10 protein-coding genes are annotated in these 19,775 nt (G+C 50.3%); 3 read left to right on the top strand and 7 right to left on the bottom strand.

Features of this window, described 5'->3' with window-relative positions; all coding sequences use genetic code 11:
- The first annotated feature begins 17 nt into the window (after window positions 1-17).
- Genes QUW60_RS10625 through gloA2 form a run of 3 tightly spaced genes read left to right on the top strand, consistent with a single transcriptional unit; the run spans window position 18 to window position 2,859 of the window.
- Window positions 18-1,115 (top strand): efflux RND transporter periplasmic adaptor subunit, encoded by a 1,098-nt coding sequence (locus QUW60_RS10625; RefSeq protein WP_258338144.1) that lies wholly within the window; start codon window positions 18-20, stop codon window positions 1,113-1,115.
- Between the two features lie 3 nt (window positions 1,116-1,118).
- A complete protein-coding gene (locus QUW60_RS10620; protein WP_289560358.1) occupies window positions 1,119-2,453 on the top strand; it encodes a TolC family protein in 1,335 nt (444 codons plus the stop codon).
- Window positions 2,454-2,472: 19 nt separating this feature from the next.
- Entirely contained in the window at window positions 2,473-2,859 is a 387-nt protein-coding gene (gene gloA2, locus QUW60_RS10615) for an SMU1112c/YaeR family gloxylase I-like metalloprotein (RefSeq protein ID WP_289560356.1), read from the top strand.
- Between the two features lie 873 nt (window positions 2,860-3,732).
- Here the strand turns inward: gloA2 and QUW60_RS10610 are convergent.
- The 7 genes from QUW60_RS10610 to QUW60_RS10580 all read right to left on the bottom strand — a co-directional run bounded on the left by QUW60_RS10610 (window position 3,733) and on the right by QUW60_RS10580 (window position 18,765).
- Window positions 3,733-5,136, bottom strand: a complete 1,404-nt coding sequence (locus QUW60_RS10610) for a methyltransferase RsmF C-terminal domain-like protein (protein WP_289560354.1) — start codon at window positions 5,134-5,136, stop codon at window positions 3,733-3,735.
- 51 nt (window positions 5,137-5,187) lie between these two features.
- Window positions 5,188-5,727, bottom strand: a complete 540-nt coding sequence (locus QUW60_RS10605) for a GNAT family N-acetyltransferase (RefSeq protein ID WP_289560352.1) — start codon at window positions 5,725-5,727, stop codon at window positions 5,188-5,190.
- Between the two features lie 134 nt (window positions 5,728-5,861).
- Window positions 5,862-8,531: a glycosyl hydrolase family 95 catalytic domain-containing protein gene (locus tag QUW60_RS10600; RefSeq protein ID WP_289560350.1), complete on the bottom strand. Its 2,670-nt coding sequence runs from the start codon at window positions 8,529-8,531 to the stop codon at window positions 5,862-5,864.
- Between the two features lie 734 nt (window positions 8,532-9,265).
- The gene (locus QUW60_RS10595) at window positions 9,266-12,130 is read right to left on the bottom strand and encodes a M60 family metallopeptidase (protein ID WP_289560348.1); all 2,865 of its coding nucleotides are present in this window, start codon (window positions 12,128-12,130) and stop codon (window positions 9,266-9,268) included.
- 164 nt (window positions 12,131-12,294) lie between these two features.
- The gene (locus QUW60_RS10590) at window positions 12,295-13,656 is read right to left on the bottom strand and encodes a DUF1735 domain-containing protein (RefSeq protein WP_289560346.1); all 1,362 of its coding nucleotides are present in this window, start codon (window positions 13,654-13,656) and stop codon (window positions 12,295-12,297) included.
- Between the two features lie 26 nt (window positions 13,657-13,682).
- Window positions 13,683-15,578 carry a RagB/SusD family nutrient uptake outer membrane protein gene (locus QUW60_RS10585; RefSeq protein WP_289560344.1) on the bottom strand — a complete coding sequence of 632 codons (1,896 nt, stop codon included), beginning with the start codon at window positions 15,576-15,578 and terminating at the stop codon, window positions 13,683-13,685.
- Window positions 15,579-15,600: 22 nt separating this feature from the next.
- Complete coding sequence (locus QUW60_RS10580) at window positions 15,601-18,765, bottom strand: SusC/RagA family TonB-linked outer membrane protein (RefSeq protein WP_289560341.1); 3,165 nt, start codon at window positions 18,763-18,765, stop codon at window positions 15,601-15,603.
- Window positions 18,766-19,775: the final 1,010 nt, after the last annotated feature.

Below are 19,775 nucleotides of genomic sequence, written 5' to 3'. Positions count from 1 at the left end.
AATATAAAACCAAAAATATGAAGAAGTTTATCAAAATCACCGCAATCATATTAGTAGCAGCGGTATTCATCGGCACATTCGCATTTCTCTACCAGAAATCGAAACCGGAAAAAGTGAGTTATCAGATTCTGAAAGTCACCACAAAAGACTTGAAGCAGACCACCGTCGCCACGGGAAAGATCGAACCGCGCGATGAAGTGGAGATCAAACCGCAGATTTCAGGAATCATATCAGAGGTTTATAAAGAAGCCGGACAGACGGTCAGGAAAGGAGAAGTTATCGCCAAAGTGAAAGTAATCCCTGAACTGGGAACGCTCAACTCGGCGGAAAGCCGTGTGCGCCTGGCCGAAATGAACGGCAAACAGGCTGAAACGAATCTGCAGCGCATGGAGAAGCTTTACAATGACAAGCTTGTGAGCAGTGAAGAATATGAGCAGACACTGCTGGCAGCGCAGCAGGCACGCGAAGAACTGCAGGCGGCAAAAGACAACCTCGAAATCGTGAAAGAAGGCATCACCAAGAACAGCGAATCATTCAGCAGCACACTGATCCGCTCTACCATCGACGGACTGATTCTTGACGTGCCGATCAAAGTGGGAAATTCCGTAATCATGAGCAACACGTTCAATGACGGAACCACAATCGCCACCGTGGCAGACATGAGCGACCTTATCTTCCGCGGAAACGTAGACGAAACGGAAGTCGGACGGATTCACGAAGGAATCCCTGTAAAGATTACGCTGGGGGCCTTGCAGAACATGAAGTTCGACGCCACGCTCGAATACATTTCGCCGAAAAGCACAGAAAACAACGGAGCCAACCAGTTTGAAATCAAAGCGGCCATAAACGTGCCCGACAGCATAACCATCCGCTCCGGCTATAGCGCCAACGCCGAAATGGTGCTGCAGCACGCAGACAATGCCCTCACCGTGCCGGAAAGTGCCGTTGAATTCAGCGGGGATTCCACATTCGTGTATATACTGACCGACAGCGTTCCGGAACAAAAATTCGAACGCCGCCAGATCGTGACTGGAATAAGCGACGGAATCAACACGGAAGTGAAAGAGGGTTTGAAGGAAAATGACGCCGTGCGCGGACTGAAAAACGAGAAATAAGTCATGAAACAGAACATCAAATCCATAGGCATAGCCATCGCCGCCTTTTCGCTGACGCTTCCGTGCGCGGCGCAAGAAAGATGGGATCTGGAAAAATGCATCAGCTATGCCGTCAGCCATAACCTGACAGTCAAGCAGCGGGAAGCAGCGCGAGATAAAAGCGCGATCGATCTGAATACAGCCAAATGGAGCCGGCTGCCGGATCTGAACGGAAACGCATCGCACTCGTTCAACTTCGGACGAAGCCTGCAGGCGAACAATACATACCAGAGCATCAACACGCAAAGCACGGGATTCAGCGTGAGCACAAGCATTCCGCTGTTTACAGGCCTGCAGATACCAAACACCATAGCCCTGTCGAAACTGAACCTCATGGCGGCCGTAGAAGACTTGAACAAGGCCAAAGAGGACATCAGCATACAGGTGGCCTCGGCCTATCTGCAAGTCTTGTTCAACCAGGAACTGGCCAAGGTTGCCGAAGACCAGGTAAGCCTGAGCAAAGACATGCTCGTGCAGAAAGAGGCGTTCTTCAAGAACGGGAAAGCCTCCGAATCGGAATGGATGGAAGCCAAGGCACGGGTGGCACAGGACCAGCTTTCGGCAGTACAGGCCGGCAACAACCTCAGCATGGCACTGCTCGACCTGAGCCAGCTGCTGGAACTTCCCTCGCCCGACAACTTCGACATAGAGGCACCGGAAGTGAAGATGGACCAGCTGGAAAAGGAACTGACCTCGCCCACTGACATCTACAATCAGGCCGTACTGACCAAACCGGCAGTAATGGCGGCCATGTACCGTCTGCAGGGAGCGGCCAAAAGCATCAAGATAGCACAAAGCGCATGGTATCCCCAGCTCAGTTTCGGAGCCGGGCTGAGCACGAACTATTATAAAGTGTCGGGAAGAGAAAATGCACAGTTCAGAACCCAGCTGCGCGACAACTTCAGCCAGTATGTAGGCGTATCGCTGAGCGTTCCTATTTTCAACCGGCTAAGCACACGCAACAGGGTGCGGTCGGCACGCCTGGACCAGACAACGCTGTCGTGGCAACTGGAAGAAACGAAAAAATCGCTCTACAAAGAAATCCAGCAGGCATACTATAATGCCGTAAACTCCAAGACACAATACTACAGCAGCGAAACCGCCAACGAAGCGGCGGAATCATCGTTCCAGCTGATGAAAGAGAAATATGTGAACGGCAAGGCAAACGCCACCGAATACAACGAGGCAAGGACAAACTGGATGAAGGCTTTGTCCGACTGCATTCAGGCTAAATATGAATACCTGTTCCGCACGAAAATACTGGATTTCTACAAAGGGATTCCGCTTACACTGGAATAAAGCATACAAACAGACAGTCATGAAAATCAACAAAGTACACCACATAGCGATTATCTGTTCCGACTACAGCAAGTCGAAAGACTTTTATACGCGTGTACTGGGAATGGAGCTGCAGCACGAATATTACCGCAAGGAAAGGGATTCCTACAAGGCCGACCTTGCATTAAACGGAAACTATATCGTGGAACTGTTTTCTTTTCCCAACCCTCCGGAACGGCCCTCCTATCCTGAGGCGGCAGGACTCAGACACCTGGCGTTCGAAGTGGCAGACATCGAATCGGCGGCCAAGGAGCTGGAGAGCAAAGGGGTAGGACACGAAAGCGTCCGCACGGACGAATATACCGGTAAACGGTTCTTCTTCATGCAGGATCCGGACGGACTTCCCATCGAATTTTACGAAGCATAACATGCCGGACCGCCATCCTTCTCCGGCGGCACAAGCGCATCTCCGCCACAATCCGCTTGAGGCTGTGTCAAAACAAAATTTGGCCGGCAAAAAGTAATGCCACGCTGAACGGAGTGAAACACCTTGCATGCATCAGCTTATGTCACGAGTTCTTTCGCTTTATCCAGGAAGGCAAAATGAAAGCCGCTGTTCATTTTGGCACAGCCTCAGCCGGCCAAGAGAAGGCAAAGGGTATTCCTTGCCGCCGGACGAGGCAAACCCTTCGTCTTCTGCCTTTTCATTTTTCCACATAAAACAGCATTCTGCAAGCATTATGAAACAAATCCTCCGAAATCCTTGACCGGACATCCATTTACAAAAATCAACCTGCAACTGTTTTCTTAAGGAAACAAAAAGAGAAACCGCGTTCAGAAGGTATCAGAAGGGGACAGACCGCTCGGAACAGGAAGAAAAAAGTCACGGTTCCGGATAAAAAACAGCCCGTCATCCCACATAAAATGTCCCAACATCTTCCGGAAAACAACGAATCATCCGAGGCAACATATCCCGTCATCTTTTCCAGGCCTCCCCAAACGGCATTTTTCTCTCTCCCGACACCGGGAATACAACCCGTCTAAATGAACCGAAAAGATACCGGACAGTCCAAACGGGCGGCATAAAGAAAGGGAAAAGAACCCATAACCACCAAAGCAAACAAGATTGATGCAAAACACGGACTATTTGAAACTACGCCGAAGATGACGGCTGCGATTTTCCGCGCCAGACTTCCCCGAAGCCCGATACAGCCCAATCTCACCGCACGGGATTGTCATTCTGACAAAAAGGCAACTTTGCCGCTTCCCTCCTCTTCCGCTTGAGAATCCTCGCTCCGCCCTACTTCAGCACCTCTTCCTGTTCAGGCACACTTCCGCTCCGGATCCGCCATTCCTGCGGATACAGGTTGTTGGCACGATTGCCCACATTCTTCACGAAGCCCAGCGGATGCCCCCTGAAAGTGACCATCACATAGCCGCGGGGCATGTCGGAAGGCAACACGACCGCTTCCTTGCGCAGATAGGCTATCGCCTCCTTATAGCTGAGTTCCGCCTGCGGAAACGCATCGCAACGGCATCCGGTGCTCATGGCCAGCGAATGAGCAGGCTGCCAGTCCTTGCCTTTCCACTCGGCCAAGGTCACTCCGGCACAAACCACTTTCAGCCGTTCTTTAAGCCTGTCATACAAGTCGGCATGGGAGGCAGGAAACGCCACGGCACATTCGCCTTCAACCTCCAGACGGAACTGCCCGCCCGCAAGAAGCCAGTCCCCCATTTCTTTCGGAACCTTCAGCGGATTCTTGCCCGGCTTCTTCCCTTTGTCTTTCCGCGGCTTCCGGCATCTTCCGGCCGGCTCATCCGCATCCGAAGTCTTTCTCAGAACAGCCATAAACAGGCCTTCTCCCGCCGTCTTGTGCGGGAAAAAGCGATAGACCGGAAACTCTCCTCCGGCCAGGTTTGCGGTTATATTCCAGCCCGGATCAACGCCAACGGGAAGCACCTCCGCCCCCAGCTCACCGGCTATCCACGCCACATTGTCTTCGTTCTCTTCCCGGTTAAACGTGCAAGTGCTGTAAATCAGCAGACCGCCTTCCTTCAGGCATGGCCAGACAGCCGACAAGATATCGCGCTGACGCTGCCAGCAAAGAGCCACATTTCCCGTGCTCCACTCTGAAACGGCCGTTTCGTCTTTCCGGAACATCCCCTCGCCGGAACAAGGGACATCCGTCAGAATCACATCAAACACAGGACCCAGTTCCGTAAAGTCTTCGGGAGCATTATTGGTCACCACCACACCCGGGTTTCCCCATTTAGTCAGGTTCTCCGCCAGAACCTGCGCCCTCGCACGGACAATCTCGTTGGCTACAAGCAGGCTCCCTTCAGGCAATGCACTCCGGGCTAAGGTTGATTTGCCTCCCGGAGCGGCACACAGGTCGAGCATAACAGCCTCCGATGTCACGTATTCGCCGAGCACCTTGTCGAGAAACATCGAAGCCGCTTCCTGCACATAATAGCATCCTGCATGCAACAACGGATCAAAAGTAAAGGCCGGACGCGAAGGCAGATAATATCCGTCCCTGCACCAGGGCACAGGCAGAGCATCGGCAAGCGCTCCACCGTATTTTTTCCGGTTGACACGAATGCTCACCGACGGTTCTCCGGCAAGCGCCGCTTCAAGTTTCTTCCACTCCTCATCGCCCAACAGCAGCCGGGTACGCTCTACAAATTCCAAAGGAAAGTCCATCTTTTTGTCACAATTAGTTGAGAAGATAAAAACAGTTCACACACATAAAGGTCATTCCATACCAAACGCATCAGGATAATGCACCATGCCATGTATGCCATCCAGTCCTCCCGCCTTCAGCTCCATCGCCATGCAACATGCGTCAGGAGCGTCAAACGGAAATCTGATTCCGAACATGGAAGCTCTTCCGTAACCGAACCTCGGGTAATAGTCTTCATGCCCAAGAAGCAGCACGGCACCATACCCCAGTTCCAAAGCCCTCTTGTGGGCTTCGCGAAGGAGCATCCCTCCTATTCCTTTCCGCTGGTATGCCGGCAACACAGACAACGGGGCGACAGACAGCACCGTATGGACATCGCTGCCAGACACCACCTTCACTTCCGACAATAAGACATGACCTGCAATCTTACCGTCCGTTTCCGCCACCAAAGACAGTTGCGGAATGTATGCATCCGACCGGCGAAGCCGTTCAACCAGCAGATGTTCCGTACGGTCACTTTCTTCCACTCCCTGAAATGCAAGTCTTACGACCTCCTGCACCTGCCTGAAATCCTCTTCCGTTTCCTGCCGGATCATAATTACACCGTCCATCGTCTTTTTTCGGACAAAGATAACTATTTTCAAGAAATAAAGATGTTTCAGAATGCCGATATGCTCTTATACCGGTATTCTGAAACATTTCTTTGACCTATTAACTAATATTCAAGCCATTTCCGGAAAGGATATCATTCCGTGATTTCAATGCACTCCCCCGGTTTCATTGCTTTCTTCTCCACCCGACTGGTAAACGGATTCAATATCTTAAGCGTACCACCCTTCTCTGAACGAACTGTTATACGTTCTACATTACCCCCCTTCATACTGGCACTGACTAAAAAAGCTCCCATCGCACGCATATCCTTGAAAGAAGCATCCTGCCAATACTCAGGCACAGCAGGAAATACGCGTATAACTCCCGTATGGCTTTGCAGAAGCATCTCCTGAATGGCAGATGCGCAAGCAAAGTTTCCTTCCAGCGTAAAGGGCCGGTACGTAAACCCGGAATAACCCTTTTTCAACTGATCCCCGTTGAGATGGAAACTGTTGGGCGAACAGAAAGCCTTAATAAAAATATGCAGCGAACGGGCAGCTGCGTCGCCATCCAGCACACGTGCCTGCATGTTGGCCAGCCAACTGTATGAATAGCCTACCCAACCTCGTGTTCCCATCTCTTCATAGTGATGGATAGAACGTCTGACAAGTCTTTCCACTTCCTTCCCCTGCGAAACGTCCAGCAAACCGAGCGGATGTATGGCCAACAGATGCGACAAGTGGCGGTGCGTATATTGCAACGGATAACCAGGAGCGATGCACAGACCGGTAGCATCGGAAGCAAAATCCGGCCACTCGCTTTCCAAATCTTTCCAGTGCGCTGCTTCTTCATCCAATCCCAAAGCTTCCGCCATCTCCCGCGCCGCACGAAGCGTAAAGCGAATACATGCCAAATCGAAATTAGTCGTTTCCTTGAACCACGCATCCAAACTGTTGTCATTGATTTCCGGAGAACTGGAAAGAGGCAGTCTGCGTTTCCCGTCAGCACCTTTTATGGAAATTTGCTCAAAATAGCGGGCAGCCTCTTTAACCCAAGGATATGCTCTGTCTTTCAAGAAATCCTGATCTGCAGAATATTTCCACTGAAGATAAAAATGATGTGCCAGCCAGCCGGAAGCTGCAGGCTGATGCGAGTATGGATTCCAGCCGCCGAGATTCTTACCGTCCAGCGTTGAGATACAAGGCACATTCAGCCCGTCTACTCCAAAGAACTGACGAGTGTATGCTTCGCTGTTGTCTTTAATACGCCACAACCAATCGGTAAAAACAGCCGACTCCTCCAAATGATTCGACGCATATCCGGGCCAGTAGCTCAGCTGGGTATTCAAATCGTTATGGAAATCTCCTCTCCAGGGAGGCGTCTGCCCGTTGTCAGCAGTCCAAACGGCCTGCAGACAGATAGGGGGCGCATCCTTGCGTGATGCCGCACCGAATTTGTACATTTCCAAATACCACTGCCGTTCCAGAACCTTGTCCGGCAAGTCTATCCGGCACTGTTCCCAATATTTTTTCCACCACTCAACGTGCTCTTGCAATGCTGAACGGAAGTCTTTCGTATAAGCGTCCATCATCTTGCCTGCGGCAGTCTGTTCGCTATACCATGTACCTTGTGTAGTAAGACAATAAACGCCCTCCAGCGAATGAGCATCCGGACAAGTCCAGCGTATGTCCACTTCATACTTCACATCGCCATATGCCTTCTGCGTATAAGTGATGCGATTCCCTTTGCGCACAGTCCTGCCCGGCTTGTAGCCCAAACGAGCCAGTGCATTCGAGGCAACCTTGCTTCCTTCCGGCGCCTCGAAAGCAGGAGCCTGCCAGTTCAATTCCAGCTTTCCGGGCAGATTGGTAAAGCGGAAATGTCCCGTCCTGTCTGTAGCGCTGGTAAAGAACTGCCCTGCAACCCCATTCTTCCAAACAATTGTACATACGGCTGTACGCACGTCAAGGTCTACACTCGCAACTTCCCCCAAGGCTTTCACGGGAAACTCGATGGCTCCTGCCGGAATCTTCGTGGGAGCGATATCCCGGCTGGTACGCGCATCAATCATTTCATAAACAGGCCTCAGATCTTTCTTCTCCACCGCATCGCAGATAAATTTATAGGAATAGTTCGGCCCGCTGAATTCCTTTACAGGCCTCAAATCCCACAAATCCGCACGATCCAGTGCAAGACGCAGGTTCTCTCCCTTTTGCCATATCAGGGTTCCCATGATGCCATTGCCCAAAGGTATACCCTCGTCCCACACCGTGGGAATATGGTCAAAGTGCAGTCCGTATACATCCGGCGAGCAGCACTCCCAGGTTGCCTGACAATCGTCCTGCAAATATTCACTTCCCACTTTTTTCAGACTGAAAAAACGCACCTGCGGATAGTCAGCTGCACCAATCTCCTGCGCCTGGTCAACAAGTCCGTTTGCCGGAGTCCATTCCATGTTAGACTGTCCGCTGCAAAGCCATACCTCTCCCAACATGACATCTTCCAGCATAATCCCTTCAGCCTCACGTTTCGGCTGGAAAATGCGAAGCGTATACGGTCCTCCATAATGCGCTGTCTTAACCTTCGCCATCCAGCGGCCATCATCTCCCACGCGGGCTGAAACCGTATCCTTTGAAGACCAGCTTCCAACAATACAAACCTTAGAGCCAGCTTCTCCCCAGCCCCACACCGGCACAGAATCCTGCTGCTGCAAAACAACATGATCCGAGAAGAGTGCAGGCAATGAAATCCGTGTATGCGACTGTGCCTTTACCGTCAAGCCGCTCCCAATGCCCAATGCAATCAATAAAAACAAATGTTTCATGGTATATATAAATCTGTAATTACAAAACGTCAGAAGGTTTGTCCTTAAGCTAGAGATACATATCTTCAGACTAAAGATATACATTTCTAAACTGAAGATACATATCTCCAGACTAAAGATGCAGAATTTAACAGAACAACAATCCCGGTCTAACAATATCTGATCGATTCGCCAGACCGGACACTCACAAACGGAATGCCGGCAGTTCTTTCTTGAAGTTCACGTCAAACAACCGCTAACTCTTTGATAAAAATAGCTGTTATCTTAAAACATCGCGGCAGATTGCGTCCAAATATACATACCTGTACGTATCAGATTCGCTTTTTAGCTTTTTCTTTCATTTTTCATAAAACAAGGCATGAAACGAACAAAGACTTTACTGCGCGGAAAGTCCGGCTCCATCTTTCACTTCGTAACCATCTTTTACACAGGTTATTAACATTAATACAGCACACAATACATCCCCTCATTAGACAGATATGTATCCTTATGCCAAAGCATAAAAGAGCAAGGGACAGACAAATCAATGCGCCAACGGCATTCAATCTACTGCCAACAGATTATACAATCGATGCAAAAAAATCTCCCACTTGCATGATGCTCGTGGGAGATTCTTCGCGGCTCAACACGCCAGCACCCGAAGTGCATAACCGTGTCGCCAAAATCTAACCAGACCAAATGTCTGCATTTGAATGGTTCTCGGACAGCCAGAAAAGAATCTGTCAGCCCGGCTGTTACCGCTTCTTGCACTCAATGCGTGTTCCGTCTGCCTGTACGGCATATACCTTTGCACCGTCCAGCGCAACAGACGAGGGCACATCAAATGTCAGGAAGTTGGAGAAGTAGAGCAGTTCGCTGCTTGGCGACTGGCGTATCTCAAAGGCTACGGCCTCATCGCCGTCAGTGATGCTGATACGGTTGCCCGAGCGCGTATAGCTCACCTCCTTCGTGATTTTCGTCCCTTCGCCTTCAAACTGCGTGTAATATCCTACATCGCCCACCTGATAGCTTTCGATGCCCACATCGCCGTTCTTGCGGTCTTCCAGGTAATAGAAAGCATGTTTGGGCGCGGGGAACTGCTTCATGTATTGCTTGGCAGATTCAATCATGGATTCATCCACCACGTAGTTCCATGTGCCGTACTGCTCGATGGTAGTATTTACCGGCTCGAAGAAGCCCCACATCTCGAAAAAGTCCGTGAGGTTTTCGTTTGCTGCCTGACAAGCTTTCATGGCAAACTTCAGCTGTCCAGCTCCCGGATCGCTCTCCACGATACGGTCTTCGCGCAGCAGTTTGAACAGCGTGGGCCAGAAGTCGGGCTTGTGGCCGCAACGGTGATAATAGTTCCACAACTGCCAGTTCATGCGCATGTGCAGCTCTGCGTCCTCGTTCTGGTGGGTTGCACTGCCCATGTTATACCAGCCTTGGCGGTTGATGCAATGAGCGGTGGCAAGGGCACTCAGTTCCTCGCCGCGCGAACAGTACTTGCCCAGCTTATAAAGGATGTAGTTGGAGAACAAATTGTTGGAAGACTCGGTTGAACTGGGCCAGTTGATGGCCTTCTGATGTACGTGCCCTATTTCGTGGGCAGGTCCCCAGGCGTTGTCTTTGGCTGCCATCACATTGTCATACAGCAAGATATTGTTCAGGTACGTGTAGACGAAAGCCACGCGGTAGTCTGAAGCCCACATGTAGCTGCCTTCGGGCGAGATGGCGAAGAGGTGGTTATTGACCTGAGAGGGACGCACGTCTTCGATGCCCATCAGTTCCTGCTGCCAGCCGATGATGTCATCCCACAGGTTGATGGCAGAGAGGATATCATAGGGTACAGCCTGCTGCATCTGCACGCGATGGAAGTAGAACATGATACGTTCGCCGCGCACACAGAAGTACTTGTAGTTTGCTTTCCCGATCAGTTCGGCATACTTGTCGTTTGTTTTATGCGTCTCCAGGTCAAAGAAGCCGCTCACGATACCGCTGCCGGGCGGGATATGGATGGTTATCGGCTGGGCAGTGGGATTAAGCAGGTCAGCGGTATACATGACAAACAGCATGCCCCGCTGGCTGAATCCAACCTTGTTCACGCCTTCTTCCAGGAAACGTGTTTCACCCGAGGCTGCCGTCTGCACATAGTTTGTAGTGCCATCACTCGTGGTTTCTTCGCCGATGCACTGGATGCTAACGGACTGTCCGTGCGTGTCGCCCACCAGTACGATGACCGAATCGCCCGGTTCCACATAAATGCCGGTGGGATTGTCCAGATTGCTGTAGCGGCTGGTCATCAGCTTCTCCGCCCATACTTCCACATCGCTGTAGGGTTTGTATGCCTGTACGCGGAATTCCTTTTCCCACGGGTCGTATGTGCCTCTGCGCAGTTGTGTGGCAAGACTTGCAAAATATCCCGGCAGCGCCTGTATCTGTGCGTCGGTGGCATCGTCCTTCACTTCCGTACAGGTTATGTCGGTAAACACTTCCAGCAGTTGACGCTCCAGTTTGTTGTCCGGATTCTTCTGGAAGAACTGCATTTCCGAACAGCTCACAAAACCGCCCAGTCCGGACTTGACGGAGAACTTGATTTTAGTAACCTTGCTGTACGAGGGCGAGAAAGTAACGCGGCTCGCTGCGTTCTGCATCCTAAAGTTGTACGAACCTTGCAGCTGATAGTCGGGGTTCTCCTCCGTGGCTACATAGACATCCACTTCACCGAAGTTGCCGTTGCCGCTCCGCGTGTTATACACGATGTAGTCAATGTCGGGCTTCTGCTCGAAGAAGTATTCCAGCGTCACAGGAAAATCTGCCGATTGACCCCAAACGGAATGGTAATGGTTTTCGTCTATCCGTCCGTCGTAAGTGTACTCTATCCCATTTCCCTGCTGGTACTCACTGGCCTGTGCACCCGTAGGAAATGCCTGCACGTCGCCTTCCACCTCCACATCGTCCACGCCCGATGTCTTTGCTTCCTGCGTTACCGTGCAGACGGCTGTTACCGAGGGGTCTTCAGTATAAGTATAGGTCAGCGTTACCGTGCGTTCCTCATACGTGGGATTGGCATCCACCGTGTAACGGTACACCTTGTCGGTCAGGGCGCGCGTAGGCACTTCGCGCATCCAGTTACATTCAGCAGGCAGGTCTATGGTATATTCAACGTTCGATGTCACCGTGATGTCCAGTCCGCCGCCGTCTGCAGAGACTGTGGGGTTCTCATCTTTCAACAGGATGGCAGGGCCATAGCCCAGCTGGCGCACCTGTATCGTATAGTTTGCCACACCGGAGGTCACGCTGACAGTTGCCGTGCGCACATCCGGTTCCTCGCTTTCCCGCACCGAAATCAGAATGGACGACGAGGTTGATGTGGGTTTTTCCTGCGACACGAGACACCAGGTTTCATCAGACGAAGCGACGCTCCATTGCGAGAGTTCCATATTGGTATTGACGGGAATGGATACATACGATGCTCCCTGCTCAAAATCTTGCTGCAGATGCTGCTCGTCGATGCTGAATACCGGAGTCCCGCCGAAATTGCCTTCATCATCGCTACAGGCTGCCAAAACAAAAGCTGTGCAGATGATGCAGATAGACAAAAAGATGATTCTTTTCATTGGGGTGAAGTTAAAGTAAAACATAGAAAGGAAATAAGGGCATGCCATAGTTCAATTGTCATATCATTTTGTCATCTTCACCTGAGCCCTTTCGACCACGCTCAAGGTGACAGAATGATAGCAGCCTTGCATCATGACATACCCTATAGAGATTCAGAGATCAATTAATTGCCGAAGATTTGCATTTCACCACAGTTCCAATAAGACCCGGTGCATACATTTCCAGCGTTACTCTCAGTAACGGAGAAACGTACGTGAGTAAACGGCTCATTTGACGAAAACACGCCAGAGTCATACTCTTCATCGCCTGCAGTAAACGCATTAGTTACCTGACCGATGCAGTGCCAAGTTTCTCCATTGTTGCTGGCGTAAATCACCGTGTTGACGGGTGCTCCGTCGGCATTGGAATAACGGGTCCAGAAGTTGTAGGCGAAATGTTGGATAGGTGTGTTCAATGCAAAGTCTACGTATTGCCCATAAACAGGATCGTTTTCTCCATAATAATAGTCGCCATGCATGAACAAGGCACTGCCACGCCCATCAAACAAACCGGCGAGGCCGGTACCATCATAGTCGGCGATGCCGTAACCAGAAAGCATGTCGAGCGACAGCGGTATCTGGGCCAATTCACTCCGCTCTACTGTAGAGTTGATGCCCAAAATAAGCGTCTGGCCGGCTGTATTAATTTCAAAGTTTTCGTTTGATGCCCCAGTCAGTCGCAACGGCAATGCATACAGTCCATAGCCCAACTGTGATCGATCAACGGTTAGTGATAGCGTAGCGGTATTTGAACCTACAACGAAAGAACCTACTTCCAAACTGTAGCTGTTCGAAGGAAGCAGCGTATAGTCTGGGTAAACCGATGCATTGTATTCGTCCAGCAGACTTTGGTCTACATCTACGGCGCAATCGAAATTCCATTGGTTAGCAATAGGCATTATAATGTTTTGCGTAATGGTCACAGCCCCGTCGCTTGTGATGTCTGTCTGGTGGTAACCTGCATTGGCAAACCCGATGGAAGGCGTTTCCACCTCGGGCACGATAAACGCATACCGTTTGTCTGCATTGATAGAATCAGCGCTGCTAGTAATTTCGAACGGGATGACGTAAATGCCGTCAGCACCAATATTTTCTTCGACAAGTTCAGGATTCATCGACACTGTCACCTGTTTGTAAAGGTCGGAAGATCCGAATGTCACTTCTCCTCCGGTATACGTATAGCAAGTGGCAGGCAATGCCTGATAGTTGTAGCCATGCGATAAGTTGTAAGCCTGCAATGCGGCTTCACTCATGGCTGTTATTGTAGCGGTAGTAGTGGCACCTAAGTTGGACCCCGATTTGTTTACCGTTAGATTATAGTCGGTATTTTCTCCTGTTTTATAGAGCGTTACCGCAATTTCTCCACTATTCCGGAAATAGAGGATGGTACTGAAGTCGCTCAGGAACTCATCCCTGTTGTCTTCGCATGCCGTGGGTACTATCAGAAGGCCAACGGCAAGTGCTGTTAATAATATATTCTTCTTCATGAATCGTCATTTTTATAAGGTTTGCATTACCATCCGTAATTCTGTACAAGCAAGCGGTTACGGTCCAGTTCGCGTTGCGAGAACGGATAGAGATAATGGTTGTTGTTGAAGACGCGGGTCTCGAACACCGTGCGTTGCCAGAATTCCTCAGGCGTATTGGTTGAACCTCCGGCAGTAGCATTGGTATTCATGCCATACATGGGCCCTCCGTCAGTTTCGGGGGCAATCATCCATGTGCGCGTGTCGAAGTAGCGATGGCGTTCGAAAGCCAGTTCCACACGGCGTTCCTTGCGGCAGAGATCAATAAGCTGTGCAGTGCTCGCATTGGGATAAACATCGGTGATGGGATCAAGTCCGGCACGGTCACGCAAGTCAGCCCAAACTTCCATAGCCAGATCTTCGTAGCCGGAAGGCAGAGCTACACCGCGGTTCTTGCACTCCAGCACGGATTCGATGAAGTTCAGATAAATTTCGCCCAGACGGAATACCGGGAAGGTGATGTTGCCCCAATTGCCCTGCGTGCTGTTCAACGTATGGTCGTAAAAGCGATTCACCAGATAACCTGACTTTGGATAGTCGTGACTTTGGTTGCCGTTTCCACCGCTGGCAAAGGAGATGGGACCATAAGAACTGCTTCCAGCCAGCCAATAGTTACCGCCAAAGAACACAGTGACGTAGAAGCGCGGTTCGCGGTCCTTGTACATATTGGGAGCAGTGACATCGTAGTTGCCAATAAGACTCCATCCGGAGCTTGGATAATTCCAAGTGGAAAGTTCCAATTCGGCTGCAACATTGTAGCCCGAAGCCGGGTCAGCAATCGGAGTACCGTCTGACTCATAGCCGGTAATAGGATAAATTCCCGTTTTCATGGCGTAGGCGTCAACCTGTTGCTGCGTGGGGCCAACACCACCGTATCCACTGACACCAGCCGGCACTGTGTTTATACCCCAATAGTAACGATTGTTATATCGGTTTGTCCAGATCAGCTCACTGTTCCAGGTCACGTTGGTTATGCCATAATAGTCTTCGTAGGGGTTATCGTTGCCTGCGCGGTACAGACTATAGCCAAGATCCATCACCGCTTTGGCAGCATCGGCAGCTTTCAGCCACTTGTTGGCCTCGTAGGTCTGCGGGAAGAGGTTCTGACCCGACTGCTCAGGGAAGTCCGGTGTTTCAGGATTGCGCAAGTCGCGATACAGCGTGTTGCCGTTGAACAGGTCGCGTGCTGAGTAGAGCAGCAGGCGTGAAATTACAGCCCGGCACGTACCTTTGGTAGCAAGCCCGTATTCGGTTTCTCCGTATTGAAGCTGCACAGCGTCGGCTTTCTCACATTCGGTCATTTCGCTTACCACATAGTCCACACATTGTTCCCACGTGTTGCGCGGACGGTAGAGTTCCTCTGTACTGGCGGTAAAGTCAAGCAGTTCATCACCCACCAGGAACACGGGACCATAATCACACATCATCAGGAAGTAGTAGTAGGCACGGGCAAAGCGTGTCTGCCAATACCATTTGTCAAGCTCTGCCTTCGTCACGTCGGGGTCGGTACAGTTGTACACGTTCTGCATGAAGATGTTGCACTCGCGGATACCCTGATAATAGCTGTCCATCTTGTAGTAGGGCACGGTAGAAGCATTCCACGTGCCGAAGTTGATATAACGGTAGGCGCGGTCGTAAGTGATGGTACACTCGTCCGAAGCCCCAAGATATGGATCAGAATCGCCAATGAAAGAACCGTCAAAGTTAGGCAGGAACGACATGCAGTTCAGCCAGTACTGACGCACGTAGTTGCGCGACAGCCAAATTTCATCAAAAGTAAGGTTTTCATCCTCCTGTCTGTCCAGGAAGTCTTCGCACGAGGTGCAAAGCAGTGTGCCTGCGGCGAAGCAACCCATGGTGAAGTATTTAATCAGATTTTTCATGTCTTTAATTCGTATGTTGGTGTTAGAAATTAGCATTGAAACCGATGGAGAATGTGCGGTTAAGCGGATAACCCGAACCGTCGGATGTTCCCTTTTCGGGATCCCACAGTTTGAAGGGACTGAAGCAAAGCAGGTTGTTGCCGGAAATGTAGAAGCGCAGCGACTTGATGAACGACTTCTGCAGGATATGCTGCGGCAGCGAATAACCGATTTCCATGCTCTTCAGACGCAGGAAAGAACCATCGCGCAACCACCACGTAGAAGCGCGGTTGTTGTTGGTAGAGCCTGCGCCTCCACTTCCTGCGCTAAGACGCGGATAGGTAACGCCAGCGTTCTGTTCGGCAGTATTGGTAGACATCCATACGTTGCCATACACGTCCTCATTGATGGCAGCACGTTCCATGTTGCCCGTTGAGAACGGCGAGCGGATGCTGCTGCCCGAAAGGAAGAAGCTGGTGCGTGCTACGCCCTGAAAGAAGAGATTGAAGTCCCAACCTTTCCACTGCGCGGTTGCACCGAAGCCATAGGTTATTTCCGGCAGGTTGGTGTAGCCGATGGCTACAGCATCCTGTTCGTCTACAATGCCATCACCGTTTACGTCCTGATACTTGATATCTCCCACACGGTATTCACCAAAGTTCTGTACCGGACTATTGGCGATTTCTTCTTCGCTTTCAAACAAACCAAGGGCTATCAGTCCGAACGGCTGCGTAGAACCGCCTGAGCCGAAAGGCTTGCCGATACGGTTCTGGTATCTGTATTCCCAATCGGGTTCATCATTGTTGATGAGTTTGTTGCGGTTGAAAGTGAAGTTACCGCGTGCGGTAATAAACAAATCGTCATTCACTTTATGCATGTATTCGACGGTAGCATCGAAACCTTGGTTCAGGGTTTCACCGATGTTCACGTAAGGAACGGTAGATACACCTACGATAGCAGGCAATCCGGCACGTTTCAGGAAAATACCCTGACGTTTTTCACGGAAGTAGTCGGCCTGCACGCGCACCTTGTTGAACAGCGAGAATTCCACACCCGCATTCAGTTTCAGGGCCTCTTCCCACGAAGCCTCCAGGTTTTCCACTTCGCCCACGCGGATGCCACTGCCGCCTTGGTTGCCGCTTTGTCCGTAGGACCAGCTGCCGCCAGTCACAATCGTAGGCTCATAAACCCAACGGCGGGTACCGCCGATATCATCGTTACCAACCTTTCCGTAAGAAGCTTTCCACTTCAGCATGTCAATCACCTTGGTAGCGGGTTCAAACCATTTTTCACTGGACATCATCCATCCCAAAGCCACGGCAGGGAAGAAACCGAAACGGTGGCCGCGCGCAAAGTTCTCGGAGCCGTTGTAACCCATGTTCACTTCAAGGAAGTAAGTATCGCGGAAAGCGTAAGTCAGACGGCCCGCGATACCCTGGTCCTTGTAGGGCAGCGATGCTGATGAACTGCCCGCCTGCGTATCGGTATAAATCTTATGGTTGTACAAGAACAGGGCTCCCACGCGGTGCTCGCCGAACAGACGGTTGTAGGTCAGCGATCCTTCCACATAGCGGGTCATGGTACCACTTCTGCCTATGCCGTAGGACAGCGTTTCGTCACCCGTATGCACGGGTTCCCATATGCCGTCCCCGTTTTCATCGTCATAAATCAAGCTCCCGTCTTCAGCACGTCCGCGCGCATGATAGAAGGTCGGCGACTTGGAACGGCGTTGCAAAGTGGTGTTCCATGCGTCCCATGAGAACTTGATATTGGCGGTCAAACCTTTCAGCGGCTCCCACAAGGCACCGATGTCTTGGGTTACGCCGATGAGCGACTGGGCGGAGTTCCAGAATTGCTCGCGGTAGCCTGAGTGTACCAGCATATTCCACGGGTTATAACCCGAGTCGGTTGAGGGACCGGACAGGCGGCCGTCGGAATATTCCACAGGGAAAGCGTTAGGCGAGGTCATGAAAAGATACGACCAGATATCAGAGTCAGTGTCGCCAAAGCCCGGACCGAACGACTTCTCATAGATGTTTGCCAGATTCAGATTGATAACCGTACTCTTGGTCAGGTTCAGGTCCACATTGGCGCGGAAATTGAACTTGTTGTAACGGATAGACGAGTCGTAGCCGTAAATGTTGCCCGCATTTTTGTAGATGGAGCTTTCGTTATAGAACGAGCCGGCAACGTAGTAACGCACAATGTCGCTACCACCCGTAATATTCAGGTTAACACGCTGGTTGGCAGCCATATTATTAAACATGGTGTCAAACCAGTCCACATTGGGATACAAATCGGGATCTGCTCCCGAGCGATACATTTCAATGTCTTCGGCCGAGTAGTAATTGGTACTGTAGGCTTCGTTGTAGAGTTCCGCCCACTGTGCCGAATTAACCATCTTAGGCTTCTTGGTAGGCTGTGTAAAGCCGAACTCCGTACGTACGTTTACTTGCGGCTTGCCCACCGCTCCTTTTTTGGTGGTAATCAAAATAACACCGTTGGCACCGCGCACACCGTAAACGGCTGAGGCTGATGCATCCTTCAGGATGGAGAACGAAGCGATGTCTTCCGTGTCTACCAGGTCGAGGTCGCGCTCAACACCGTCCACCAATACCAGTGGAGAAGTATTGCCGGTAAACGAAGATACACCTCGGATGTAAAAATCGGCTGCACTGTTCTTGCCCGGCTCACCCGAACGGCTCATGGCGACAATACCTGAAAGCTGTCCAGCCAAAGCTGTAGAGAGGTTGGATGTGGGCACAATCAATTTCGTCACGTCCAGTGTAGAGATGGCTCCCACGACGCTTTCCTTGCGCTGGCTGCCATAGCCCACAACGACGACTTCGTCCAGCACCTCGTTGTCTGGCTGCAAAGTAACGTTGATACTGGTCTGGCCTACAAGCGCTACTTCCTGAGATTTGTAGCCGATATACGAGAAATCAAGCACTCCGCCCAGTCCTTCAACCGTGATGGAGAACTTACCGTCGGTATCGGTAATGGTTCCTGTCGTACTGTTGCGCAGATAAACAGTGGCGCCGACAGCCGGTTCATTGGTGTCGCCGGTTACCACGGTTCCGGTGATGGTGCGCTTGGTTTGTTGCTGCTCTACGCCTGCAACCGTTTCGCTTTCGCTGTCGCCCGTTCCTGTAACAGCCCGCAACGTGGTGGGCGAAAGAAGCAACGACAAAACAATACACGCTGCCATGTACTGTTTACTACGTAAGAATCGTTTCATTAGTTCATTGTTTTAGGGTTAGACAATAGGTTTATATTGGTTTGTTATTTCCAACGGGACGAGCGGAACTGTCCTTTTCCCGCCGCCCGGGTTGTTACAATCGGTCTTGTCTGCCCGGAAACTGTTGCTGGCGCTTGCCTCCCGAACAGACCTCCAATTACTACCAGAATTGGTGTCGGATAATGACAGGTACTCTATTTCCCATGGTTCTCTAGCAAATATGGTTATCCGCGCGACATAGACATTTGTCCTTGCCTTTCTGCCTGCGCTTTTTTATAGCAACTCTTTCTTGATGAATGCTCGCAATCAGGTCTACTGCTTGGCAGTCGGTTCCAGCGGGAATGAAACCCGGTTCCATATACTCGATGAAACCCAACATACCCTTTCTACAAAATTTCACTGGCTCTTTACGACATTCATTCTTTTACTTCTGCTTTTCAATTCATTTGCCAACCATGCGGGATTTTTACAGAAATTTGCGGCTCGTGAAAGCAACTGACAGCCGAAAGTGTTGTGCTTATCTGGCCTTCATAATGTCCGTGTTACCTTTGCACTATGAATGATGGCAATCATAGTATTGATTTGCATTTGATAAAAGTCTATAGGCTCTTCACCTATTTTTTTGTCATTTTCTACAAATATACGCAAATTTTATACACTACAAAGGATTTCTATAAAATAATTTTTATCTTTGTGTGAACTTGATATAAGAAACATAATTATTTCCCTGAAAATCAGAAATGTAAAAATAGAAGTGTCAAACTTACAATGACAAATATAACATTTAAGTGATTATCATCATATCCCAGGAACTAAAACCTTGTTTAAATTTTGAATTTTGAAAGTTGAAAAGTGTTTCTTCTTTTATAAAAAAGACTATTTTTAAGTTACCATACCTAAAACAATTATGTATTCAATGGATTCCGGAAAAACATGGAGCAAACCACGGAAGACGAACGGCCATATACAACCAACATATG

It is taken from the genome of Bacteroides gallinaceum, from assembly GCF_030373775.1.
GTDB classification, from domain to species: Bacteria; Bacteroidota; Bacteroidia; order Bacteroidales; family Bacteroidaceae; genus Phocaeicola; species Phocaeicola excrementipullorum.
The sequence above is the reverse complement of the archived record's forward strand: the minus strand, read 5'-3'. Positions and strand labels throughout refer to the sequence as shown.